The sequence below is a fragment of the Nostoc sp. genome, from assembly GCF_036917815.1.
Lineage (GTDB): Bacteria > Cyanobacteriota > Cyanobacteriia > Cyanobacteriales > Nostocaceae > Nostoc.
Map to the genome: position 1 here is coordinate 60,762 of NZ_JBALEK010000058.1, position 24,379 is coordinate 85,140.

The window sequence follows — 24,379 nt, forward strand, 5'->3', positions numbered from 1 at the left end:
CAATGCCTGCGCCTACTATCAATCCCACCATCACTGCCTTTCCCTTGAGTGCCGTAGTCGGTCAAGAAGCAATTAAATTAGCCTTGCTGTTAGCCGCAGTTGATCCTGGTTTGGGAGGAGTGGCGATCGCAGGTCGTCGCGGTACGGCAAAATCTGTGATGGCTCGTGCTATCCACGCTCTCCTACCGCCCATTGAAGTTGTCAAAGGCTCAATCAGTAATTGCGACCCCAACCACCCAGAAGAATGGGACGATCAACTGTTGGCGGAGTACGCAGACAAAGCCATTGAAGATGTTCCCGTCGAAATCATTCCTGCACCTTTTTTGCAAATTCCTCTAGGTATCACAGAAGACCGACTCCTCGGTTCCGTGGATGTGGAAAAGTCGGTAAAACAAGGTGATACGATTTTTCAGCCCGGTTTACTCGCTACAGCCAACCGGGGTGTACTGTACGTAGATGAAATTAATTTATTAGATGACCAAATATCAAATCAGCTTTTAACAGTATTATCTGACGGACGCAACCAGATTGAACGGGAAGGGATTAGTTTTCAGCATCCGTGTAAATCGCTATTTATTGCCACCTACAACCCAGAAGAAGGCGGATTACGGGAGCATTTGCTAGATAGAATTGCGATCGCCCTTTCTGCTGACGGTGTACTCGGCTTAGATCAAAGAGTAGAAGCAGTTGAAGTGGCGATCGCTTATTCTAAATCTCCCCAAGACTTCCTCAAACAGTACAACGAAGATTTAGACTCCCTGAAAACCCAAATCATCTTGGCGCGGGAATGGTTGAAAGAAGTTATCATCACCCATGAACAAATTGCTTACTTAGTAGATGAGGCCATTCGTGGCGGAGTTCAGGGACATCGCGCCGAGTTATTCGCCACGCGGGTTGCTAAAGCTGCGGCGGCTTTGGAGGGACGAACAACAGTTAATGCCGAAGATTTGCGCCGTGCGGTGGAATTGGTGATTGTACCACGCGCCACAGTTGTACAGACACCACCACCAGATCAAGCACCACCACCGCCTCCACCGCCGCCACAACAGAATCAAGAAGAACCCCAGGACGAATCAGAAGAAGAAGAAGAAGAACAAGAAGAACAGGAAGAAAATCAAGAGCAAGAACCCCCTAGCATCCCGGAAGAATTCATTTTTGATCCAGAAGGGGTAATTCTTGATGACAACGTGCTTTACTTTACTCAAATGGCGAAGCGGCAAGGTAAATCTGGTAGTCGCAGTGTCATATTTTCCGATGACAGGGGACGTTACATTAAGCCAATGTTGCCCAAGGGGAAAGCGCGACGCATTGCAGTAGATGCTACCTTGAGAGCTGCAGCTCCTTATCAAAAATCACGAAGAGAAAGACACCCAGATAGAAAAGTTATTGTTGAACAAGCTGATATTCGCTCGAAACGCCTGGTACGCAAAGCCGGGGCGTTGGTAGTATTTGTAGTAGATGCTTCTGGCTCAATGGCCCTGAATCGAATGCAATCGGCTAAAGGTGCGGTAATGCAACTGTTGACTGAAGCTTATCAAAACCGCGACCAAATAGCATTAATTCCCTTTCGGGGAGAACAAGCAGAGGTATTATTGCCTCCAACACGTTCTATTGCTTTAGCGCGTAACCGCTTAGAAAGATTGCCTTGTGGTGGGGGTTCGCCTTTAGCACATGGTTTAACTCAAGCTGTGCGCGTCGGCTTAAATGCTCAGATGAGTGGAGATATTGGGCAAGTTGTCCTTGTCGCAATCACCGATGGACGGGGTAATATTCCCTTAGCGCGTTCTTTGGGTGAACAGCTAGAACCAGGCGAAAAGCCAGATATCAAAGGAGAATTATTAGAAATTGCTGCCAGAATCCGGGCTTTAGGGATGCAACTATTAGTAATTGATACGGAAAGTAAATTTGTGTCCACGGGTTTTGCTAAAGAATTATCGCAAACAGCAGGAGGTAAATATTATCATTTGCCGAAAGCGACAGACCAAGCTATTGCTGCCATGACCAAAGGTGCGATCGCTGATTTAAAATCTCGTTAGCTAAGGTGATGGTTTGTTAATTATATGTACTAGACTGCTGAGAACTTGGTTGTATGTACCATATAATTATCGACCTATTTCAATATTCATGTAGTTGCACTTAACAGCAAACTCAATCCGGTTAACCGAAGAAACTCCAGGGTACAAAGAGCGCGAAAGTGTCCACCGGGGAGTATCCCTGTGGCACATTTCGCGGTTAACTCAGTTGATAAAGCAGTACCAGGGGGACAATAAATTATGATTCAAGCCTTACGTAAACTAGTAACATTCGATGAATTTATCGCTTGGTATCCAGAAAACCTACAACAACGTTATGAACTGCATGATGGAGTAATTGTTGAGATGGCACCACCAACAGGCGACCATGAAGAGGTCGTTGGATTTTTGGCACTAGAAATATCTGCCGAAATTAAGAGGCTAAAACTTCCCTACCTCCTTCCCAAAACGGCGTTCATTAAACCATTGTCAGGTCAATCAGCTTATTCTCCAGATGTGCTGATATTAAATCGGACTAATTTAGTAAATGAACCTCTGTGGAAAAAAGAATCGACTGTAAGCCAAGCAGCATCAATTCCCTTAGTAATTGAAGTGGTAAGTACCAACTGGAGAGATGATTATTTAAAAAAAGTAGCTGACTATGAGGCAGTAGGCATTCCCGAATACTGGATTGTAGATTATGCAGCTTTAGGTGGTAAGCGGTTTATAGGCAATCCCAAACAACCAACTATCTGGGTTTACTCGTTAATTGAAGGAGAATACCAAATCAGGCAGTTTCGAGGCAGCGATTGCATCATCTCGTCTGCTTTCCCAGAGTTAAATTTAACCGCCGAACAGATTTTTCAAGCAGGTGGATATACCGGATAGTTGCAATTTTTGATAGTTCAAAAATTATCATGGCCGAATCAAAAGCCATTTTATAAACTTCTAAATCCTTATGATCTTTAATAACTCTTGTACTGTTCTCCCTCATCTCCCCCTACTTTCTCATCTCCCTCAAATGACTACGATCCAGTGGGCATTACCTGTGGTTGCAAATAGCAAATCAAATCTTGAATTCCCTTTTGCAGATAGCGCGTTACTGTCATTGGACTTGTGCCAATATTTTTAGCTGCATCCTTGCGAGAAAGTTCCTTCAAAAATACCATTTCAACTGCCATACGGGGCTTTTCTTCCAACATATTTATCGCGCCTTGGAGTTGTTGGCGTTCTTCTTCTTGTTGCAGAAGCACATGAGAACGAGGACAAGGAAGTGCCTCACCTAAGGTTATTTGACAATCAACATAGTTAACTGCGGTTGCATCTAAACTCAAAGGCATCCGGTTTTGAGCGGCTAACTTGGTTTCTTGCCATTCTTGCACAGATACCCGAAGTTGGTCAGCAATTTCAGCATCCTTGGGTGGGCGACCTAAAGACATTGACAAGTCCTTGCGAATCTTTTGGCCTTCATTGTATAATTCTTGCCAACGGCGGGGAATTTTTAATAGAGTACTGCGATCGCGCAAAAAGTGCAGCATCTCACCGCGAATGTATGGCACTGCAAAGGAACTAAAAGCATATCCTTGGCTAGGGTCGAAACGCTCAATTGCCCTAATCAAGCCAAAATAACCGATTTGTTCTAAATCTTCATAAGGTTCATTGCATTGATGGCTAAATTTATGAGCCATCTTCCGCACTAAGCCAGTATGTAACTGTACAAGTTTATTACGAAGTTTAATAGAAGGATTCTGGTGGTACAAGTGTAATAATTCTATACCATCAGATCGTAAATAGGATTCACTTGTTGCCATATACATTCCTTTGTTGTAACTCCTACTTCCTAAGAAAATGGAGTTGCGTATATTTTCTTTTAAGCTGTCATTATTTTCCTTAGTCAAGGCAGAATAAGCCATCGTCGTTTCACTGAACTTATGGGCGGTCGAACTCCACAATTCCGTATTTTTACGCATGATTTTCCTAACTTCTCTGTTACAGATTATTTTTGTTTCTTAGATAAAAATTTCAACCTTTCTTAATCTTTTTTATTTAGTTGTCTTCTACCTTGCACTTCCTGGTTTCTCACCCTAAATCTTGGTAAGAATAGGAATAAGCACAATGTCTTCCTAAAAAACAGTTTTTCAATATGAGCAATACCAGTAATTTTCGTGAAGCTATCCGTGAGGCTAAATCTCACGCCCTCGTTGGTCCCAACGTAATTGCCAACGCCCTCCCCTACGTCGGTGGTGGATTGGTGCTAACAGCATTAGGAACCTATGGCGGTTTGGGAGTTATCCGTACTAACCCCGGAATGTTCTTTCCCACCTTCATTGGTGCGGTGATTTTAGAGTTAATTTTGTTTTTTGTTGCCCAAAATGTTGCCCAAAAAGGTAATAAGGGACTTGCACTACCCCTATTGGCAACCTACAGCCTCTTGTCTGGATATACTCTCAGTGGCTTGATATTTGTCGCTTTGAGATCCCAAGGTGTTGGCATTCAAGGCATTGGGTTGGCTGCTCTTGGTTGTGGCGTTACCTTTATTTTCGCCCGTCAAATTGGTTCAAATCTCTCTGAACAAGATGGGATGGCTTTGACGAAAACCATCAATCTTGGTGTTATCGCCTTGGTGGTTGTGTGTCTAGCCCAATTCGGCTTTGCGATGTTTGGTGTTTACACGCCAAATTGGTTAGAAATCGCCATCTCTGGTTTAGGTGTGTTTCTGTTTGTTGGGGTTTCTGTTGTGGATTTCTACATCTTGCCCCGCACTTACAGCGATGACCAATATCTACCTGCTGCTTTATCGATGTACTTAACTTATATCAACTTGTTCGTCTTTATCTTGCGGTTGCTAATTTCCCTAAATGGCCGCAATTAATTGTCTGTAGGCACTCACAGAAGTAACCTTTTATAAAGCAAAAACCGTGGTTGAATTTTTAGCACCCACGGTTTTTTATCGTTTTCATAGTAGAATATAAGGAACTCATGCAAGAATAGAGCGAATTTCTCCTGTTCATGGCAATGGCAAACGGCATACTTGCCTAGCCAGTGTAGAAGTCAGCCCGATTTTAGATGAGTCTATTGATTTTGAGATTCCAGAGAAGCATTTAGAAATTACTTTTTATCGCCATCGGGGGAATGTCAACCGAACAGAAACGTGGGTAAAGATGGTTCACATTCCTACCGGAATTAGTGTATCTTCTAACCAAGAGCGTAGCCAGATGCAAAATAAAGAGAAAGCCTTAGCTATTCTCAAGAGTAAACTGTTTGCGATGCCTACGGCTGGCTACGCCTACGCACTAGCCCAAGGTGTCCAGCTTGACAAAATTCAACCCCGACAGATAAAATCTCTATCCCACAAGCTCATCCGTGAATATATCTTGCATCCTGACACCAAGGTGAAAGATTTACGTACCAATGTAGAAACACCTGCGGCAGCAGAGGTTTTGAACGGTAAAATTGATTTGTTTATCAAAGCCTATCTGCAACAGCTAAATCACACTACTTCAGTGGTTGTGGTTAAAGAAGCGCTTGATAATTTCAAGTAACTTTTGTAACTAGTGTAGAGAAATTTGCCCAACTACAGTTAAAATTAAGAAACATCAGTAGAATAAAGAGCAATTTCTCAATCCGAAGCGCTCTATCTATCATTCAGCAAGCACTATGGATGTTCTAGAACTCAAACGCGAAATCGAAACGTTGTCTGGCCGCCTGGGTAAAACCCAGGACTATCTTTGACGTACCTGCACTGACAGCCAAAATTCAAGACCTCGAAAAAATATCCGCTCAACCGGAATTTTGGAATGACCAAACCCAAGCCCAACAAACGCTACAAGAACTCAACGAACTGAAAGCCCACCTCCAGCAATACGATCAGTGGCACGCCAATCTGGAAGATACTAGGGCAGTTGTTGAGTTGTTGGAGTTAGAAACCGATGAGGCGCTACTCCAAGAAGCGGAATCTACCATCACCAAACTGAATCGTGACCTTGACCAGTGGGAGTTACAACAGTTACTTTCTGGTCCCTATGATGCTGAAGGTGCTGTACTGACCATTAGTGCTGGTGCTGGTGGCACAGACTCCCAAGACTGGGCATTTATGCTGATGCGGATGTACACCCGTTGGGGGGAAGCTCACGGCTATAAGGTAACTTTAGCTGAAGAGTCGAAAGGTGATGAAGCCGGAATTAAATCGGCAACCCTAGAAATTACTGGTCGCTATGCTTATGGTTACTTGCGTTCAGAAATGGGTACACATCGCTTAGTGCGGATTTCACCTTTTAATGCCAACGGTAAGCGACAAACCAGTTTTGCAGGGGTGGAAGTAATGCCACAGATTGATAACTCTGTGCAATTAGATATTCCAGACAAAGATTTGGATATCAGCACAACTCGGTCTGGTGGTAAAGGTGGGCAGAATGTCAACAAAGTAGAAACGGCAGTGCGGATTGTTCACTTGCCCACAGGTCTTGCCGTGCGCTGTACAGAAGAGCGATCGCAGCTGCAAAATAAAGAGAAAGCCCTAAATCGCCTCAAAGCAAAGCTGTTGGTTATAGCCAAGGAGCAACGCGCCCAAGAAATTGCCGAAATTCGCGGCGATATGGTGGAAGCCTCCTGGGGAAACCAAATCCGTAACTATGTGTTTCACCCTTATCAGATGGTGAAAGACTTACGCACAAATACGGAGACAACAGCGATTGGCGATGTGATGAATGGCGAATTTGATACATTCATCCAAGCTTATCTGCGCCAAGAAAATAAACTGGTAGAAAATAGTCCGGCATAAATTGCCATTATTTACAAGTGCTAAGTAATTATTTTTAACATTACTTAGCACTTAATTATTTATTTTTGAGGATTTTAAGATTGGCGCGTAGGCGTAGCCCGCACTTCTCTACGAGACGCTGCGCGAACGGCTGCGCTCAGTGACCATCGTAGACATCCCATAGCACCCCATCTCATTGGTGCCTTTTAATAAAAATCCCTTGTTAATATACAGACGATGGCAATTCTATCCCAGACCAACTGTTACAGTTATAAAAGAGTCTGTAGACAAATAACTATGAGCAACTCTCCTTCAACAGAACCTCAACCTAGCTACGTAAAACTCGCCATGCGAAACATGGTGCGGAAGGGTGCAACTTCCCTGAAGCATTTTGGGTTGACTGCCGTAGGGCTTTTAGCTCTCCTTGTTGGTCTTGCTTACCTAACTCACTAAAGACAAACCATAAACCTCAGACAAGGAGACTGCGTGCCCCTGAGCGTTGAACTATATGTGGAAGATTCTTTTTACGATTTGTCCCCGACAACATCTGTAAAGATTCGGGACACTTATGCCCGAATTACTCCTGAAACTTGGGAAAACTGGTTTAATCAATGGTTAGAAATACTTCACCCTCAGATTCCGCCAGCGCCAAGTTATGAAATCGGGCTGCGTTTGACAGATGACTCACAAATTCAAGAACTGAATGCCCAGTATCGTCAACAAAATAAGCCGACAGACGTTTTAGCCTTTGCTGCTTTGGAGGTGGACTTCCCGCAAACCGAAGAAATGCTTGCTTCTGTACCATTATATCTAGGTGATATTATTGTGTCTGTAAATACAGCACAACGTCAAGCTCAACAACAAGAACACAGTTTACCAACTGAGCTAGCCTGGTTAGCTGCTCACGGTTTATTGCACCTGTTGGGCTGGGATCATCCTGATGAAGAAAGTTTGGAGCGAATGTTAGAACAGCAAGTAAGATTGCTGAATACAATAGGTATTGCTATTGACATAGAATAGCAGTAGTTTGTGTATCCCTTAGTGTTAATTTGGGGTAATACTTTTATAATATTCGCGTGGAAAATTGCCTCATAGTTAATTCTGCCATTAAGATTGGCGAATATTCCCACTGTAGCAACTCTGTTTTTGTATTTTTAAGTCTATGTCCCCAAAAGTTTCTCCATCACCAACGCCCACCTCGTTACAAACACTGGTGTCTAACGAACGGGAATTTTCCTGGAAAGTAGCCTCTAATTTATTTGTTAGTTTTAAGTATGCCTGGGCTGGAATCAGCTATAGTTTTCAAACTCAACGTAATTTTCGCATCCATATAAGTGTTTGTGCAATGGCGATCGCTTTAAGCGTTTTTTTGCATCTGCAAGCGGTGGAAATCGCGGTAATTGGTATCACTAGTGGTTTAGTTTTGGCTTTAGAGTTACTAAATACAGCAATCGAGTCCGTTGTGGACTTAACCGTTAAGCAGACATACCATGATTTGGCAAAAATCGCTAAAGATTGTGCGGCAGGTGCAGTGCTTGTTTCTGCTTTCGTAGCGATGTTAGTAGCTGGTACCCTATTGCTCCCTCCTCTGCTAACGTTAATTATATCGGCTTTGTAGATGTGATTTGCCTAGGCGTAGCCCAACCCAGTCATTGCCAAGTTACTCCTTGAGAGGATCGCCCTCTGTCCCATCCCTTTTAGAGAAGACATTATTTAAGTCATGCGATGTCTACGACGGTCACTGAGCGCAGCCGTTCGCGCAGCGTCTCGTAGAGAAGTGCGGGCTACGCCTACGCGCCAAGCATCCTGGCTAAAAGGTTACTTGATACTCTTTAGCAAAGTAACTGCTTGATATTTACGCATCTACGTTAGCGTTATTTTTACACCTACCCAACAAATAGCATGAGATATTTGTCTATGCTTTTTGGAATTGATGAGTGGTAAAAACCAGGAGTTATAAATTTTGATTATAGTTATCGACAATTACGACAGTTTTACATATAACTTAGTGCAGTATCTGGGAGAATTGGCATCACAATTCCGAGTTGTAAATGATATTCAAGTTTTTCGTAACGACAAGATATCCATAGATGAGATTCGGGCATTAAAGCCGGAAGCCGTGGTTATTTCTCCTGGGCCAGGTCGCCCGGAAGATGCTGGAATTTGCTTAGAATTGATTGAACAGTTAGGACAAGATTTACCAATTTTGGGCGTCTGTTTGGGACATCAAAGTATTGGTCAAGTATTCGGTGGTAAAATAATTCCGGCTCCTGAGTTGATGCATGGCAAAACCTCTCAGGTGTCTCACAGTGGGGTGGGGGTTTTTCGGGGATTAGAAAATCCTCTAACCGCTACCAGGTATCATAGTTTGGTAATCGAACGTGAGACGTGCCCAGATGTGTTAGAAATCACTGCTTGGATTGAAGATAACACTATTATGGGAGTGCGACACCGGAACTATCCTCATATTCAGGGCGTCCAATTTCATCCAGAGAGTGTCCTGACATCTTCAGGAAAACAGTTATTGCGAAATTTTCTGGAACAGTTACAGTCGAGAGCATAATTAATGAAACGACGACAGTTGATGGGCTATGCTGGGGCGGGGTTGGTAACAGCTTTGCTTACTAACTTGGGTTCTGAATCTCAAGCTGATGCACAATCTAGCGGTTTATCAGTTCAGTGGTTGGGTCATACTTGCTTTCTTTTTACTGGTGGCGGTGCGAAAATCCTCGTCAATCCATTTCGGACAGCCGGCTGTACTGCTGGGTATCGTCCACCAAAAGTTGCAGTAGATTTAGTACTGATTAGCAGCCAACTGCTGGATGAAGGTGCTGTGGACATACTACCAGGAAACCCAAAACTCATCTACGAACCAGGAGTTTACGAGTTTAAAGGCATTAAGTTCCAAGGAATTGCCATAGACCACGATCGCAAAGGTGGTAGACAGTTTGGCTCAAATACCGCTTGGAGTTGGAAGCAAGGCGGAATTAATATCTTACACTTAGGGGGAGCTGCTGCACCCATTTCCATTGAGCAAAAAATCTTGATGGGTCGTCCCGATGTCGCATTCATTCCAGTGGGAGGCAGTGCAAAAGCCTACAATGCTGAAGAAGCAAAGCAGGCTATTCAAGTGTTAAATCCCAAGTTGGTGATTCCCACCCATTACCGCACACAAGCTGCTGATGCCGCTAAGTGCGATATTTCACCACTGGATGATTTTCTCACTTTGATGAAAGGTATGACAGTCCGGCGTAGCAATGGAGATAGTATTTCCATTAACCCTAAAGATTTGCCGGAAAGTAGCGTGATTCAGGTTTTGAGTTACAAGTTTTGAGAAGTACGGGATGAGTGGATGAGGGAGAAATCAATTCAAAATTCAAAATTCAAGAATTTATTTCTGCCTCCTGCCTCCTCTTTCCCAATGCCCAATGCCCCTAAATTTAGAACGTGTACCATTCTGAGGTAAGTTTATCAGCATCGCTAATCGGATTTGGAGTCGCTGTTGTCCCATCTATAGTCCAAATGGTGTCTGCACCTCCTGTCTGATCGCGCCAGTAGATGTCGGTCTTACCATCGCCATTATAATCGCCAAGGGATGGTGTCAAAGCTGCGTTTGTGGTCGGTAGGAAAGCTTGAGTAGCAACTGTTGTGCCATTCATCAACCAAGCGGTGTTCTCGCCGGTTTTGCTATTGTGCCAGAAGACGTCGGTCTTGCCATCGCCGTTGAAATCGCCAATTTGAGAAGTCCAGGATGAGTCAAGTGTATCTAAAGTACCCTGTGTGACTAAGATCCCATTCATCAACCAAATCTGGTTCTGACCTGTTTGAGTGTTTCTCCAGAGAATGTCAGTCTTATAGTCGCCGTTGAAATCACCAAAAGTAGGAGTCCAGGCAGCATCCTGCGATTGCAGCGCTAATTCAGTCTTTTGTGTGCCATCCATAAACCAGGCGGTGTCAGCACCGGTTGTCGGATTGCGCCAGAAAATGTCGCTCTTACCATTACCGTCGAAATCAACAATGGTAGGAGTTAGCGCTGGGTCTGTTTTATCTAAAACAGTTGAACTCAGAATTGTTGTACCATTCATCTCCCAAATAGCGTTCTCACCGGTTTTAGTATCATGCCAGAAAATATCGGTCTTGCCATCGCCATTGAAATCGCCAATCTCAGGAGTCCAAGCTGGGTCAAGGGTGGTTAGAGAAGCCATATTAGCAACTTTTGTGCCATCCATTAGCACAATGCTATTAGCACCGGTTGTCTTATTGCGTAATAAGAAGTCGGTTTTGCCATCACCATTGAAGTCACCAATTTTGTAAGTATAGGTGGATAGGTCAAATTTACCTAGAGAACCCTGTTGCAAAACTTTTGTACCATCCATCAACCGAATCATAATCTCACCGGTTGTAGGATCAGCCCAAACTTTGTCAGTTTTGCCATCACCGTTAAAGTCAGGAGTAATCGCCGCGCTAGTTATGTAAGGATTAGGATTGGGATTTGGTGATGTTTTGGTAGGCGCAGTCACTGCTTGTTGGGTAAACAATTGATCTTGTAGTGGTTGTGAGTAACTACTACTCCCAGTTCCAAAATTAGAATTTAAACTATCAAGAGAAGTTGTCAAGCTTTGTGATGTGGCAAAAGAATTTGATGCCATTTGATCTGTATTCAAAGACAAGTTTGATAGATTTGTATTTCCAATCATGATGCGTTTTTATCACTAGGTGTTATATTTTTTTAACTTTTTTAGCAATCTCTTTCTGTAACCAAATAACATTTACTAGACTTTAAATATTTTTTTATAAATATTTTTTCTTTATTAATGTCATTTTTTGAAGATAAATGTTTATTTGTTTTAAACGATTATGATGAAATTTTCAAGTTCTATATAAGCAAATGCAAAATATATTTTGTGTTTTATACATATTATGATGATTTATAGATAAAGATTGATGACTTTATCTATTATCATTGATATTTAAAAAGTTGAATTTAAACATACATATTTATGTAATTGTTACTGTACTACATAAAAATATTTACACTATGTAAATCTGATGTGATTACCAATAAGCTCCCCGACTTCTTTAAGACATCGGGGATCTGAGCTTTTCCAGATAATTGATTATTCTCCAACAATTTATGACTTGAGTAGAAAGAAATATTGGCTAGAATAATTTAGATTAGCAACTACCGAGAAGCATGGACTGTGCATCTGCTAGTTGCTAAAAGTGTAAAATAACACGATACTTTCATAAATACATCAACTATGCAAGCAGAATATCGGCAGCGTCGTGAGCAGTTAATGGCAAAAATTGGTGATGGTACAGCCATTTTTCGCAGTGCGCCAATGGCAGTGATGCACAACGATGTCGAGTATGTTTATCGCCAAGATAGTGATTTTTTTTACTTGACTGGTTTTAATGAACCACAGGCAGTTGCAGTGTTAGCGCCACATCATTCAGAACATCGGTTTGTGCTGTTTGTCCAACCGAAGGATCGCGAAAAGGAAGTATGGACTGGTTATCTTTCTGGGGTAGATGCAGCCAAGGAAATTTATGGTGCTGATGAAGCGTACCCCATTAGCGAGTTAGATGAAAAGTTGCCGCAGTATTTGGAAAAAGCTAGTCGGATTTACTATCACTTAGGACGCGATCGCACTTTTAATGACCAAATCCTGGGACACTATCAAAGTTTACTGCGGACTTATCCTAAACGTGGTACAGGTCCGATCGCTATTGAAGATACTGGGACTGTCCTCAACAGCATGAGATTGATCAAAAGTGAAGCTGAATTAGAATTGATGCGTCAAGCAGCTGCGATCGCCACGGAAGCACACAATTATGCCCAAAAAATCGCCGCACCTGGATGTTATGAGTATGAAATACAGGCGGAGATGGAACGGATCTTTCGAGTGCGGGGTGGCTCAGGTCCGGCTTATCCTTCTATTGTGGCTTCCGGTGTGAATGCTTGCGTACTGCATTACATTGAAAATAATCGTCAAATGCAGGATGGAGAATTATTGCTAATTGATGCTGGTTGTGCCTACGGTTATTACAACTCAGATATTACGCGGACATTTCCTGTGGGGGGTAAATTTACGCCAGAACAAAAGACACTGTATGAAATTGTTTTAGAAGCGCAAAAACAAGCGATCGCTCAAGTGCAACCAGGTAATCCCTTCAAATTAATTCATGATACAGCAGTACGTGTCCTCACAGAAGGTTTAGTCGAACTTGGTATTCTCAAAGGTGAAATTGACAAGTTAATTGAAGAAGAGAAATACAAACCATATTATATGCACCGCACCAGTCATTGGTTAGGTTTGGATGTTCATGATGTGGGAGTTTACCAGCATGGTGAAGATAAACCGCAGATTTTACAACCAGGTCAAATTTTGACAGTGGAACCAGGACTATATATTGTGCCAGATACTAAACTAGCAGAAGACCAGCCAGAGACACATCCTCGATGGGTTGGCATTGGTATTCGGATTGAGGATGATGTGTTAGTTACACCTGGGGGACATGAAGTGTTAACTGCGGGGGTTCCCAAAGCAGTAGATGAAGTGGAAAGATAAAAAATGGGGATGGTAGATAGCCCTGACGATTGGAAATAGCGGCTACACAGACAAAACCTGCCTCCGCAGGTTAACAAACCTTTGATTTTCTCTTAGTCCACGTTCGCGTAGCGTTCCGCAGGAAAGGTGGACTTTGCTTGTGTAGCCGCGAATTCTTGCCCAATACTTTTTTCAACTCTTCATTTCTAAGGGAAAAATGACGGTGAAAGTAGAACCAACACCTACCTGGGAAACTAGGTTAATTTGACCTTGCAATAATTTTACCAACCGGGAGACGATCGCTAACCCCAATCCTGTACTATCGGCAAGATAGGAACGAGCGCTAGAACTTACGCGAAAGTAGGGTTCAAATATCTGGGCTTGGTTTTCTGGTGCAATGCCAATTCCAGTGTCAGAAACTGCGATCGTCCATCTTTGGTTCTCCAACACCTGACATACGATAATCACAGTCCCCGACTCTGTATAACGAATCGCATTACTAACAAGATTTGTGACAACCTGTTGCAATTGGAAAGAATCTGTCACTAATTTTTCGGGAGCGCGATCGCAATCTGATACGATTTGTAAATTTTTTCCAGCAGCTAAAGGTTCCAACATTTCACACACATTATCGATTAATTGACGCACATCGGTAGGCACTAATTGGATTTTTATCTGTCCGGCGTCATAGCGTGAAAGTTCTAGTACATTATTGATCAGATGGAGTAACTGTCTACCATTGCGTAGTACCCGCTCAATATGTTCTAAATTAGTAAAGTTGTCTTTTATCTCAGTCTTTCGTCGTTGTTGGCGTAAAAACAGATCCGAGTAGCCAATAATGGAAGTTAAAGGATGTTTCAATTCGTGGGCTAGTTGCGAAAGATACTCTTGATTGGCGCTAATTAACCGCGTGAGTTCCTCATTATGGAGCTTTAGTGATGCTTGCAACTGCTGTAATTCCCGTAAGCGTTCCTCAACATAACTCTTGAAACACCGAGCGATCGCTTCATCTACAATCGCGTCAATCAAACGCATGGAACGAATTATCTCTGACGGGATTCCACTCAATAAATCTGGTTGTAGAACATCAAATATTGCTATTCGCAGCAGATGATATTCTCTAGCAATTTCTGCTGGATCAAAGCCTTGTTCGGCTCGAATCGCTCCATGCTGGAAACTAGCAGTAACTATTGACTGAATATCATTATCTTCAGATTTTGAAAGCACTGTCACCATAGCTCTCAAAACATTGGGGATATGATCCTTGATTGCTGTGTAAGATAAGTCATCAGCACTTTCAATCAGTCTATCCTTGCGAACTGCTGCAATCCATTTATTGAGGATAGTGTCCGTTTTTTCAGCCAGTAGTTGACTAAAATCCATTATGTTAAATTCAGCTAAGAGATAGATGAGTAAACTTCCATATCCAATTAGTTTACCGAGTGCAGTGATTTTCTACCAAATTTAGCAATATAGTTCACCTACCAAAAGAGATAGATTTTACACATTCTTTGGTTGGCTAGATTAACTATCCGTAGATAAGAATTAAGAAGTATAATATATATCTTAAGCTTGGCTAACAAAATTTTAGCCTTTAACAGTCTTGATGCTTGATTTAAGGGACTTCCAACAAATAAATTACTCAGCAGTTCTAGAAATTTCAGGGAAAGTCCCTGAGATAATATAATCATCGACTCATCTTCTCGATACCGAAATGGAAAAGGATACAGAGTAACTAAACTTATTGAACGCGCTTACATCCCCTTGTGGCTGGGGATTTCAGAAGGCAGAAGGCAGAAGGGAACCCACGTTTAAAAACGTGGGATTGAAGTAGGGACGACGCCAGATGCTCCACTTGGGATGCATCCCAAGACCGCACTGGCTCCCTTGTGTCTCGTGCTACGCATCTCGACACAAATCTTTTTATACTAGTGCGGCTCTAGACCCACAACTAAAGTTTTTATTAATACTTCTTTCCTTCTGCCCTCTGCCCTTCTTTGTAAGCGCGGCTAATCAAGAAGGCGATCGCAAAAAGATATGATAATTTACTTGTGGCTTGTGCGCGTGCATACACGTTACCCGAAAGTACAGTTTCAAGCCCAAGAATCCTAAGCTTTCAATGGGTGGGAGTGTCCAATTAACTGAGCGCCATCAAAATTCCTTGCCGAACCAAGAAGGGAAGAGCTATATTCCTCTATATTTATGATATCATTTGGCAACTCATCTTTTTACTCGTAAAATCGAAGACAAGATCAAGGTCAGTAGAAAAGAGTCCCTAAATTAATGAGTACGTTAATCAGTCAGGGTGGAAGAGCTATCACTAAATTTCAGGTGGTAGACCGGATAAACGATATCGCTTGGCAAGCTCACCAAGGTAGCGTTGCGGCGATTATTCAGCTATTGAACGAGAAGCTAGCCAAGTCTGGTGTCAGAACTAGAGCCATTTTTTCTGATGGTGTCTTACAACTTCTGTGTGAAGCGCCTAGGGTAGAGCAACTTGAGCAATCTCCTGTGGTAGAACAAATCGAGCAAATTCTTGAGTCCATCGCCCCGCGTCACATTCGCCGGGTTAATATCAACAGTCGAATTGTTCGGGAACAACAATTACTGTGGTTAAAGGAAATAGATAGCGATCGCGAAAACCAATTGCTTTGGTCACAGGAAATTACATTAATTCAGCCTAATATTATAAAGCAATTAATTAAAGATTTCACAGAAGCTCAAGCTGAACTAGGAAAACCAAATTTCCCTAAAACTCAAGTCTCTCGTCCCTTAGTACTTATTAGCAAAGAAAAACACAAAAATAAATCTGAAAAAAAGATATTAGTAGTAGTTGGTTTATGCTCACTGTTGTTGCTTAGTTGGGTTGTTTATGCCCAATTAGGTAATAAACTTAAAAATTTAATCAAACTAGAAACTTCCAAATCTTTCACTACAGAACATACTAACGAAGGGAAAGCCCAAATACCATTCTCTGCTCCTAACAATAGCCTTTCTGAACAACCTGATGACCCATTTGCAATATCTGTGCGAATTGCAAACCAAGCTTCTGCATCTGGAAAAACAGCCACAACCTCAACTCAGTGGTTAGAGATAGCTGCTAAGTGGCAAAGGGCTTCAGATTTAATGAGTACGGTGCCACAAAACCACAGCCGTTATCAAGAAGCTAAGATTCGGACTCAACTCTATAAGAAATATAGTGAGGCGGCACAGAAAGAAGCAGATAAGAGTAAATCTTAGTTTTTTGTTGTTGGCAAACTTCTAGTACTTACGCATTGACAGGAAATACCAAATATGGATGGCTTGAAAAGCCACATCTACAACGCGGATCTATATACTATTAAAGAATGATTAATGCCAGCCTAAAACGACCTATTTTGGTAAATGCATACCACGATTAATTTGTACATTACATAATGACTGGTGGCTCAAAATTTTCAGTCTTGTACAAAGTACTGTCGGGGAAAATTGGCAAAAATCGACCTTATTGTATTGTCAATAAAGTCGATAAAATCAAGCGGATTGATTCTTGGAGTCAATCGAAAATCAAAAATGTGTATTTCCCCTAACTCAGCAGTTCTCCTGTTTCTTGTAGGGAGTGCAAGCGGCGGTAAATACCCTCGTGACGCAAGAGTTCATCGTGGCTACCCACTTCTACAATCTTTCCTTGCTCCAGAACTACAATTTTATCAGCTTCCCGCACTGTGCTTAAACGGTGGGCAATAACAATGGTAGTGCAAGTGCCCTGAATCGATCGCATGGCTAGCTGAATTGAGCGCTCAGACTCATAATCTAAACTAGAGGTGGCTTCGTCAAAAATCAGCACGTCTGGTTGTACTAGCAACGCCCTCGCAATTCCCAAGCGTTGTCTTTGTCCTCCAGATAGTCTGACACCTCGTTCCCCGACGACGGTGTAATAACCTTGGGGTAAGTGCTGCATTACTTCATCGACTCTGGCAATTCTACAGGCTTCGTCAACCTGCTCCAAAGTGGCATTTGTCCTACCATAAGTCAGGTTATCCAATATAGTACCGTTGAAAACGTCTACTTCTTGGTGAACGATCGCTAGCCTTCGTCTATACTTACCTACATTCAAAGTGCAAATATCTTGACCATCAATCAGAATTTGACCTGATTGAGGTTCAAAATATCGCAATAGTAATTTCACTAAAGTAGACTTCCCAGAACCGGAACGCCCCACTAATGCCACTGTTTGGTATGGCTCAATCAACAAGTTGATATCTTGCAAGACTTGACGCTTAGTATCATATCCAAAACTGACGTGCGATAACTCAACTTTTCCAGTGAATTTATAAGGTGATTCTGTCTGGTTAATCTCTTCTAAAAGACCAGCTGAATCAGGTGCAGTTGGCTCTTGGAGAAATTCATGAAACCGCAGCATCGAAGAATAACGACGAGCAAAAACTTCTGCCAAAGTGCCAATAGGTTCTAATTCGGCATAAGCCATGCTAGAAAGAGTTAAGGTCATGATAAAGTGACCAAGAGAAATTCTCCCATGTACTGTTGCTGCTAGAGTCAAACCTAGGATCGTAAACACGCAAAACTGAATTACAGTCCTTTGCCAAGTAGCCAGTTTTACATAACCTTTGTGGATGCGATAATCAACCACCATTAGTTCACGATCCAAGCGTTGTTTTTGCCGTTTCAGTTCATTAGCTTCTGTTGCAAATGCTTTCACCGTTTTGATGTTGGTGATCAGTTCAGAGTTGCGGCTTTCCGTATCTTCTCCATATTTATCTAGAAGAGTTTCGTGCCAAATTATCTGCTGTAAATTCTTCAAGGTAAAGCTAAGAATAACCACAAAGGAAATCAGATATAAAATCGCAATTCGCCACTCAATCATCAAGATAAAGACGAAAATTGCTAGTATACGAACTAGTCTAGGAATCAACTGTCCGGCAACTTCGGGGTATGTAAAAGTGTGGTTTCCAATACCTCTAGCTATTCTTGCAGCAATCCGCCCAGGGTTATTTTCATCATAAAATTCCAATGGGAGAGTGAGAATTTTTTCTATGGCTGTTTGGGCTTTCTGCCGACGCAGCCTTAAGGTTATATCCCAATGAAACCAATGGGTTAACCAAGGTTGTGTGGGCGCTCTTACTACGGTGACAATGAATATTAAACCCAGTAATACACCCAAAGATAGAGTTTTATTAGCTGGGTAATTGGTGATGTCAGAAAAAGTTGCGATCGCACTTTGAAGTGGTTTATCCAACGGTTGAGCAGACAAAACGTTTAAAATCTGCCCAATCGCATAAGGAACAACCAAATCAAGAATTTCGTAAATGCTGGATGTTGTAATACTGAAAAGACTCAGCTTCCAATCAGAGCGAAAGTAATTGACAATATCTTGAAATTTGGCCATGATGCACACCGTCCAAGAGCGCGATCGTAAACTTGGAATTAGTATATTACAAGCGTATTACAGGATAGTCAAGGGTTGTAGGTTTAAATCAGCCTTTTGGAGTAGTAGGCATTTGTACAGGGACAAATTCTAGGCGATAGCGATAGAGGGCAACTGGCTGAGAACCAGCTTTAAAGTAATCTGGATCTTGGGGTGAAAGATAGACAGCAGTAACTTGATCTGCCTCAATCGCCGGAGTAGATGTTGTAAGTTTATGATAAGCGGTGGTAGATTCTACAGAGTTTAAATAGGGGCGTGAACCGCCTTTAAATAGTTGTTGAAACACTTCTGTGGTGACGAACTTGCCATCAGAGGTAGTTTCTGTAGCCCGCGCAGTCACAATAGAAACTAGTTGGCGGCTGCTACGCAAAAACGTAATTTGACGATTAGGTGAATCTGGATCTACTTTGACTAATAACACTGCTTTATCCCCTAAATAAGCCCGTGCCAAATTCAAACTATTAAATGCTCTATCTGCTATTAAAATGGGGGATTTGTTATCTATCCTAGGTAATATATTTAACCCAGAAAGATGTGGTTGATCTTTCACAAATCTTACTACAAAATTCACAAACTGGTTTAATTGTCGGCGATTACCTTCAAACCCTGGCGTTACGATTTCTGGTGCTAAAGGCGCAGCTAAATCTACCAAAGTACTTGTAACTTGCCAAGTACCAGCCATCCATTCAGGGTAAACTAAATCTCCCGATGCTGGCTGCACAGAGGTTAATTTTTCCCACTGAGGAAAGTTGGTTAACCGTTCAGATAACTCTCCGGCTTCAGCTTCTCCACTCCATAGCAGGAAAAAAGCAATTAAGCAAAAACTCCAAATCGCTTTTATAAAAAACATTAGCAGTTTTATATTTAACGTTTATTATTTATTGATTAAAAATTAATCTATAGTATCGACTCTTATTGATTTTAGTGAGAGCGCCTCAAGGCGGTCTTATAATGTCAACAAGACTATTATATTGTCACAATTGTTATAGCTGAAATGGATTCAATGTATATATATCACAACCCTCAAAATCCTTAATATTTCTAGTAACAATTGTTACGGTCGCTTCGTAGTGGTATCTCTAAGCTATAATCTTCTTCAGTACATAACTGCTGAAGTTCTTGAAAGACTTGAGCTAGAGATGTTTTCGTAGCTTTTTGTCGCTAGTTTAAAAATTCTTGAAAAAGCTCAGGATCTAGAATTGCGGCCACCAATTCCTCTTCAGTATAGATTAGCTGAGGTTCTTGACTAGTCGCATTAATTATTGAGGGTAGCTGTTTTTGGGCTTCGTCAAGCGTCCATTTCATTCTAAAAATCTCCAAGCTTTGGAAACATTTCATATAGAGACTTTTCTCAATGGTTGGTTCTTTGCAGTTTTTTCCATCAAGGAACTACGTAAACATCTTTTGATTTCCGAAACATCCGCAGTTTTCAACATACCAATGAGCAATATTAAATTTCTGCTGGTAAAGGTTGCCAAATTTCCCCATACTGTTCTTTCAAAGCCAGCCAAGCTTCCACCTGACCGGGTTCATATTCCCCCGGTTTACCCCATTGTAAAAATAGGCTCAAAGCGGATTCTTGTTTCTCATCTAAAAAGCGAATTGCATAGGTAGTAAAGTTACCTCTTTTTGCCTCACCAGTTTCAAATTTCACTTGAATAATTTTATCCATATTCAAGTGAAACTCAAAGCCTTCGGTGTGCATATTTGCATATTTACCTTTGGGCAATTCTGCATAAAATAGCTTTTCAATTTTGCCTCGTGCTTCTAATACAGCAGCGCTGCTAGTAACAATTAAACGTAAAGTTCCCAAAGTCTCACAAGCTGCTAAAAATTCTTTCAAAGTAGTACTCATAAATTATTATCCTTTCTTAGTTTTTTACTAATGATTAATGACCAATGACTATTTTTCATATTGTTCATAAGCAGCAACAATACGCTGAACTAGAGGATGGCGCACAACATCTTTTTGGGAAAATTCGCAAAAGGCAATGCCTTCAACGTGTTTTAAAATTTGTAAAGCCACTCCTAAACCCGATTGTTGGTGAAGTGGTAAATCAGTTTGTGTCATGTCGCCTGTAATCACCATCCGCGAACGGAAACCCAAACGAGTCAAAACCATTTTCATCTGAGCGGGTGTAGTATTTTGAGCTTCATCGACAATTATAAAGGCGTTATTGAGGGTGCGTCCTCGCATATAGGCGAGTGGGGCGACTTCAATCACACCGCGTTCCATTAAACTGGGTACTTTTTCTGGGTCGATGAATTCATAAATAGCATCGTAAAGTGGGCGAAGATAGGGATTAACTTTCTGCTGCAAGTCTCCAGGCAAAAAACCGAGTTTTTCACCGGCTTCGACAGCAGGGCGAGTTAAAATTAACTTTTCAACTTGGTTCGCAAGGAGTGCTTGCACGGCGACAACAACGGCAAGATAAGTTTTGCCAGTACCGGCAGGACCAATGCCAAAGGTGAGATCGCGTTTACGGAGTGCGTCGATATATTGACGCTGGCGAAAGGTTTTGGCACGGATTTCTTCACCCCGGCGACTTTTGGCGAGGACATCTCGTTGTAAATCTTGTAGTTCTCCTTGGCGATCGCTATCGATGGCTTGACGGGCTGTTAAAATATCGGCACTGGAGATAGTATGGCCTTTAATCCAGAGGTCTTCAAGCGATCGCACTAATCGAGAAGCCAGATCAATTTGCCCTTGGGTACCAGAAATGACTAATTCCTGTCCGCGTAGGACTAAAGTGGCTCCTGTTTGCCGAGATAGGAATTTGAGATTTTCTTCTCCATCTCCCCCAAGAGCGATCGCGCTGGCAACATTCGGCAGCTGAATTGTTAAGGCACCTGCCATAGTATTTCTTAATTGGTGAGGATCTGTGTTTGACAAAGGTTAATGTTTTCTCGCTAAGGACGAAATTACAGTTTTATTACTGACGTTTTGGAAAAATATTTGTAACAAATTAATTGCCTGTAGGTGTCAGCTTAGAGTCAAGGCGAATGGAATTCGCGGCTACACAAACAAAGTCTGCCTCCGCAGACTAAGAAAAAATTGAGTTTTGAAACCCACGGAGGTGGGTTTTGCTTGTGTAGACGCGGTTTCTAACCGCCGATTTCTTTCCATCTTTACAAAAATTCTGAGCGGAGGTAACAACAACCGCTCAGACTTGCTCTCTAGTTTTAACCTAGCGGAGGCGCGGTTTAACAATGGGTTTAGGCCCATCATTTGCACGCGGTTCTCTCTTTGTTGGCGGTGGCGATCGCTCTTCTGTGTCTTCATCAAAAGACATACCCTCGCGGCCTGGAGTGGTGCTGCCGTAGATATCCAGGTATGCTGATTGCCCAGCTGCGGTTGCGGCTGCGGCAATTACTGTGCGAATCGCCTGAATATTGCGTCCCCCTCGACCAAACACTTTACCTTTATCTGTGCTTTCAAAGGCGATGCGAACCCAAACCCGGTTAAGGGCTTGAGAAATTTCACAATCGACGCTTAATGTCTCTGGAGCTTCCAAAAACGGCTGCACCAAAAACCGAACCAGCCCAGCATAGTTAGGGCTAGCTGTTGGGAGTTTTGTTCCGAAATTATGATGCGGCTGTTGCACTGACCTGCTCAAAAACATTAGCTTTTACTAGAATGCGACGAACGGTGTCAGTGGGTTGAGCGCCTTGTTGTAGACGCCTGACGATACCGGGAACGTCTAGTCGCACTTCATCGGTTCTGGGGTTATAAAAACCCAATTCTTCTAAGGGACGGCCATCGCGGCGAGCGAGGTTGTTAATGGCGACAATGCGGTAACTTGCTTCCCGCTTTTTACCGAATCGCTTCAAGCGCAGTTTGATCATGGTTGAAGAATCATTCTCCTGTTGTTAGATATTAGTCAGCAACTAATTGGTGACGAAGTAACCGAAATCTGGCTGTTGCCGAGAAATTGAGGGTTAGTTTCCTCTGCTGATAAATTCTGAGGTCGAAATGCTAATTTTAGCACTGCCTAGCATTTGCTGCTATTTGTCATTAGTCATTTGCAAATTACCAATGCCCAATGCCCAATGCCCCATCCCCAATAACTAAAGATTGCCAAAGCCTTTTTTCTTTTTATCTTTGGGTTTCTTCTTTTTCGCAGCTGGGGCACCATCATAACCTCGCCATCCGGGGGCTGCGGGACGATTACCAGCACCTGCGAAGGCGTTACCCATACCGCCACCGCCGAACATTCCCGGCATTCCAGGGAAGCCACCTTGACCCATTTGCTGCATGAGCGATCGCATTTTTTGGAAATCACCCACTAATTTAGTCACATCTGACTCTCTATAGCCGGAGCCAGAAGCAATCCGCCGCCGCCGACTAGGAGAACTGGCTAATAAATCGGGGTCATGGCGTTCTTGGCGAGTCATGGAGTTAATCATCGCCTCACAGCGTTTCAGCTGGGTTTCTCCCTGTTTGAGTTGATCGTCTGAGAGCTTGTTCATCCCTGGAATCATCTTGATTAAGCCTCCCAGAGAACCCATGTTCTTCAGCATCCGTAACTGCTTGAGAAAGTCAGTAAAGTCAAACTTCGCTGACAAAATTTTCTCCTGCATTTTCTCAGCATCGGCTAAGTCAAACTCTTCCTGGGCTTTTTCTACCAGGGTTAGCACATCGCCCATACCGAGAATCCGCGATGCCATGCGATCGGGATAAAACGGTTGCAGTGCCTCGACTTTCTCACCCACGCCCACAAATTTAATCGGCGCTCCCGAAATCTTCCGCACTGACAACGCTGCACCACCACGGCTATCACCATCCATCTTGGTGAGAATCGCCCCAGTAATGCCGATCTGCTCATGGAAGGTACGGGTAAGATTTGCGGCCTCTTGACCAGTCATCGCGTCCACCACCAACAGAGTTTCATGGGGTTGGACAGTTGCTTTGATGCGGGCTAATTCCGCCATCATATCTTCGTCAATTTGTAGGCGACCAGCAGTATCAATAATTACTGTGTTTACACCTTCTGCCCTAGCGCGTTCTACACCTTGTCGGGCAATTTCTACCGGATCGGCGTCGCTTCCTAGTTCAAATACTGGTACGTCAATTTGCTTACCCAACGTTAGCAACTGGTCGATGGCGGCTGGGCGATATACGTCTGTCGCTACCAATAAGCAGCTACGCTCTAATTTTCTCAGATGTAAGGCTAACTTAGCCGTAGCTGTGGTTTTACCAGTACCTTGCAACCCAGCCATGAGAATAATCGTAGGCTGTTCCGGGGCTTCTGCGATGGGAACATTTTCTTCTCCCATCACCTGCACCAGTTCATCGTGAACAATTTTGATGAACTGTTGGTCAGGTCGCACGCCGGTAATCACCTCGGCTCCCTGTGCTTTGGTTTCAACTTCACTAATAAAATCTTTGACTACCTGGAGATTGACATCTGCTTCCAACAGGGCGCGGCGCACTTCGCGCAATGCATCTTGAATGTTGGATTGAGAAATTTTGTCCTGTCCCCGCAGTTTTTTCCAGGCGGATTCTAAACGGTCAGATAATGCATCAAACATAATGTAATTACAGGTAGTTAGCCAATGGGGAATTTTAAACCGCCGATGAATGCGATTTGGAATTTCCGCTAAAGTTTTAACGTGCTATTTACCAGCTTAG

At 42.7% G+C, this 24,379-nt stretch carries 22 protein-coding genes and 2 pseudogenes; 13 read left to right on the forward strand and 11 right to left on the reverse strand.

The genetic code is table 11. The features are described 5' to 3' along the window. The first annotated feature begins 2 nt into the window (after nucleotides 1-2). Nucleotides 3-2,036: a magnesium chelatase ATPase subunit D gene (gene bchD / locus V7K97_RS17625; RefSeq protein WP_334802305.1), complete on the forward strand. Its 2,034-nt coding sequence runs from the start codon at nucleotides 3-5 to the stop codon at nucleotides 2,034-2,036. 237 nt (nucleotides 2,037-2,273) lie between these two features. Then, nucleotides 2,274-2,900, forward strand: a complete 627-nt coding sequence (locus tag V7K97_RS17630; RefSeq protein WP_334802306.1) for a Uma2 family endonuclease — start codon at nucleotides 2,274-2,276, stop codon at nucleotides 2,898-2,900. Nucleotides 2,901-3,037: 137 nt separating this feature from the next. Here V7K97_RS17630 and V7K97_RS17635 read toward each other — a convergent pair whose 3' ends face one another. Further along, nucleotides 3,038-3,823 carry an RNA polymerase sigma factor SigF gene (locus tag V7K97_RS17635; protein WP_334802332.1) on the reverse strand — a complete coding sequence of 262 codons (786 nt, stop codon included), beginning with the start codon at nucleotides 3,821-3,823 and terminating at the stop codon, nucleotides 3,038-3,040. A gap of 332 nt (nucleotides 3,824-4,155) precedes the next feature. On the opposite strand from V7K97_RS17635, the gene V7K97_RS17640 reads away from it, so the two are divergent. From V7K97_RS17640 to V7K97_RS17675, 9 genes and pseudogenes are all read left to right on the forward strand, one after another. Next, on the forward strand, nucleotides 4,156-4,884 hold the full coding sequence (locus V7K97_RS17640; RefSeq protein ID WP_334802307.1) for a Bax inhibitor-1/YccA family protein: 729 nt from the start codon (nucleotides 4,156-4,158) through the stop codon (nucleotides 4,882-4,884). A gap of 100 nt (nucleotides 4,885-4,984) precedes the next feature. Further along, nucleotides 4,985-5,359, forward strand: a pseudogene (locus tag V7K97_RS32095) (peptide chain release factor-like protein); the annotation flags it as partial. A gap of 12 nt (nucleotides 5,360-5,371) precedes the next feature. Beyond that, nucleotides 5,372-5,554: pseudogene (locus V7K97_RS32100) on the forward strand (hypothetical protein); the annotation flags it as partial. Between the two features lie 115 nt (nucleotides 5,555-5,669). Beyond that, nucleotides 5,670-6,792, forward strand: a protein-coding gene (gene prfB / locus V7K97_RS17650; RefSeq protein ID WP_334802308.1) for a peptide chain release factor 2 whose coding sequence is annotated in 2 segments (ribosomal slippage) — nucleotides 5,670-5,741 and nucleotides 5,743-6,792 — 1,122 coding nt in all. Because the reading frame shifts where the segments join, the coding sequence is not laid out codon by codon here. Nucleotides 6,793-7,068: 276 nt separating this feature from the next. Further along, on the forward strand, nucleotides 7,069-7,224 hold the full coding sequence (locus tag V7K97_RS17655; RefSeq protein ID WP_094329633.1) for a DUF3285 domain-containing protein: 156 nt from the start codon (nucleotides 7,069-7,071) through the stop codon (nucleotides 7,222-7,224). A gap of 39 nt (nucleotides 7,225-7,263) precedes the next feature. Beyond that, nucleotides 7,264-7,791, forward strand: a complete 528-nt coding sequence (gene ybeY / locus V7K97_RS17660; RefSeq protein WP_334802334.1) for an rRNA maturation RNase YbeY — start codon at nucleotides 7,264-7,266, stop codon at nucleotides 7,789-7,791. Between the two features lie 142 nt (nucleotides 7,792-7,933). Beyond that, nucleotides 7,934-8,389: a diacylglycerol kinase family protein gene (locus V7K97_RS17665; protein WP_334802309.1), complete on the forward strand. Its 456-nt coding sequence runs from the start codon at nucleotides 7,934-7,936 to the stop codon at nucleotides 8,387-8,389. Nucleotides 8,390-8,734: 345 nt separating this feature from the next. Continuing rightward, on the forward strand, nucleotides 8,735-9,334 hold the full coding sequence (locus tag V7K97_RS17670; RefSeq protein WP_334802310.1) for an anthranilate synthase component II: 600 nt from the start codon (nucleotides 8,735-8,737) through the stop codon (nucleotides 9,332-9,334). A 3-nt stretch (nucleotides 9,335-9,337) separates the two neighbouring features. Continuing rightward, the gene (locus tag V7K97_RS17675) at nucleotides 9,338-10,105 is read left to right on the forward strand and encodes an MBL fold metallo-hydrolase (RefSeq protein WP_334802311.1); all 768 of its coding nucleotides are present in this window, start codon (nucleotides 9,338-9,340) and stop codon (nucleotides 10,103-10,105) included. A 106-nt stretch (nucleotides 10,106-10,211) separates the two neighbouring features. On the opposite strand, the gene V7K97_RS17680 is transcribed toward V7K97_RS17675, so the two are convergent. Next, the gene (locus tag V7K97_RS17680) at nucleotides 10,212-11,420 is read right to left on the reverse strand and encodes an FG-GAP repeat domain-containing protein (RefSeq protein ID WP_334802312.1); all 1,209 of its coding nucleotides are present in this window, start codon (nucleotides 11,418-11,420) and stop codon (nucleotides 10,212-10,214) included. Nucleotides 11,421-12,032: 612 nt separating this feature from the next. Here V7K97_RS17680 and V7K97_RS17685 point away from each other — a divergent pair. After that, nucleotides 12,033-13,343: an aminopeptidase P N-terminal domain-containing protein gene (locus V7K97_RS17685; protein WP_334802313.1), complete on the forward strand. Its 1,311-nt coding sequence runs from the start codon at nucleotides 12,033-12,035 to the stop codon at nucleotides 13,341-13,343. Between the two features lie 171 nt (nucleotides 13,344-13,514). Here V7K97_RS17685 and V7K97_RS17690 read toward each other — a convergent pair whose 3' ends face one another. Further along, nucleotides 13,515-14,705: a sensor histidine kinase gene (locus V7K97_RS17690; RefSeq protein WP_334802314.1), complete on the reverse strand. Its 1,191-nt coding sequence runs from the start codon at nucleotides 14,703-14,705 to the stop codon at nucleotides 13,515-13,517. A 900-nt stretch (nucleotides 14,706-15,605) separates the two neighbouring features. Between V7K97_RS17690 and V7K97_RS17695 the strand changes: the two genes are divergently transcribed. Then, nucleotides 15,606-16,562 carry a hypothetical protein gene (locus tag V7K97_RS17695; protein ID WP_334802316.1) on the forward strand — a complete coding sequence of 319 codons (957 nt, stop codon included), beginning with the start codon at nucleotides 15,606-15,608 and terminating at the stop codon, nucleotides 16,560-16,562. A 325-nt stretch (nucleotides 16,563-16,887) separates the two neighbouring features. Here the strand turns inward: V7K97_RS17695 and V7K97_RS17700 are convergent, their stop codons facing one another. From V7K97_RS17700 to ffh, 8 genes are all read right to left on the reverse strand, one after another. Beyond that, a complete protein-coding gene (locus V7K97_RS17700) occupies nucleotides 16,888-18,708 on the reverse strand; it encodes an ABC transporter ATP-binding protein (protein ID WP_334802317.1) in 1,821 nt (606 codons plus the stop codon). An 88-nt stretch (nucleotides 18,709-18,796) separates the two neighbouring features. Next, nucleotides 18,797-19,597, reverse strand: coding sequence for a DUF6816 family protein (locus V7K97_RS17705; protein ID WP_334802318.1), 801 nt, complete (start codon nucleotides 19,595-19,597; stop codon nucleotides 18,797-18,799). Nucleotides 19,598-19,908: 311 nt separating this feature from the next. Next, a complete protein-coding gene (locus tag V7K97_RS17710; protein WP_334802319.1) occupies nucleotides 19,909-20,052 on the reverse strand; it encodes a hypothetical protein in 144 nt (47 codons plus the stop codon). Between the two features lie 145 nt (nucleotides 20,053-20,197). Beyond that, a complete protein-coding gene (locus V7K97_RS17715; protein ID WP_334716193.1) occupies nucleotides 20,198-20,602 on the reverse strand; it encodes a ChuX/HutX family heme-like substrate-binding protein in 405 nt (134 codons plus the stop codon). 48 nt (nucleotides 20,603-20,650) lie between these two features. Continuing rightward, on the reverse strand, nucleotides 20,651-21,604 hold the full coding sequence (locus V7K97_RS17720) for a PhoH family protein (RefSeq protein WP_334802320.1): 954 nt from the start codon (nucleotides 21,602-21,604) through the stop codon (nucleotides 20,651-20,653). A 331-nt stretch (nucleotides 21,605-21,935) separates the two neighbouring features. Then, complete coding sequence (locus V7K97_RS17725; RefSeq protein WP_334802321.1) at nucleotides 21,936-22,370, reverse strand: KH domain-containing protein; 435 nt, start codon at nucleotides 22,368-22,370, stop codon at nucleotides 21,936-21,938. Next, complete coding sequence (rpsP, locus tag V7K97_RS17730; protein WP_334802322.1) at nucleotides 22,333-22,593, reverse strand: 30S ribosomal protein S16; 261 nt, start codon at nucleotides 22,591-22,593, stop codon at nucleotides 22,333-22,335. The genes V7K97_RS17725 and rpsP overlap by 38 nt, the downstream gene beginning before the upstream one ends. 222 nt (nucleotides 22,594-22,815) lie before the next feature. Beyond that, a complete protein-coding gene (ffh, locus tag V7K97_RS17735) occupies nucleotides 22,816-24,279 on the reverse strand; it encodes a signal recognition particle protein (protein ID WP_334802323.1) in 1,464 nt (487 codons plus the stop codon). Nucleotides 24,280-24,379: the final 100 nt, after the last annotated feature.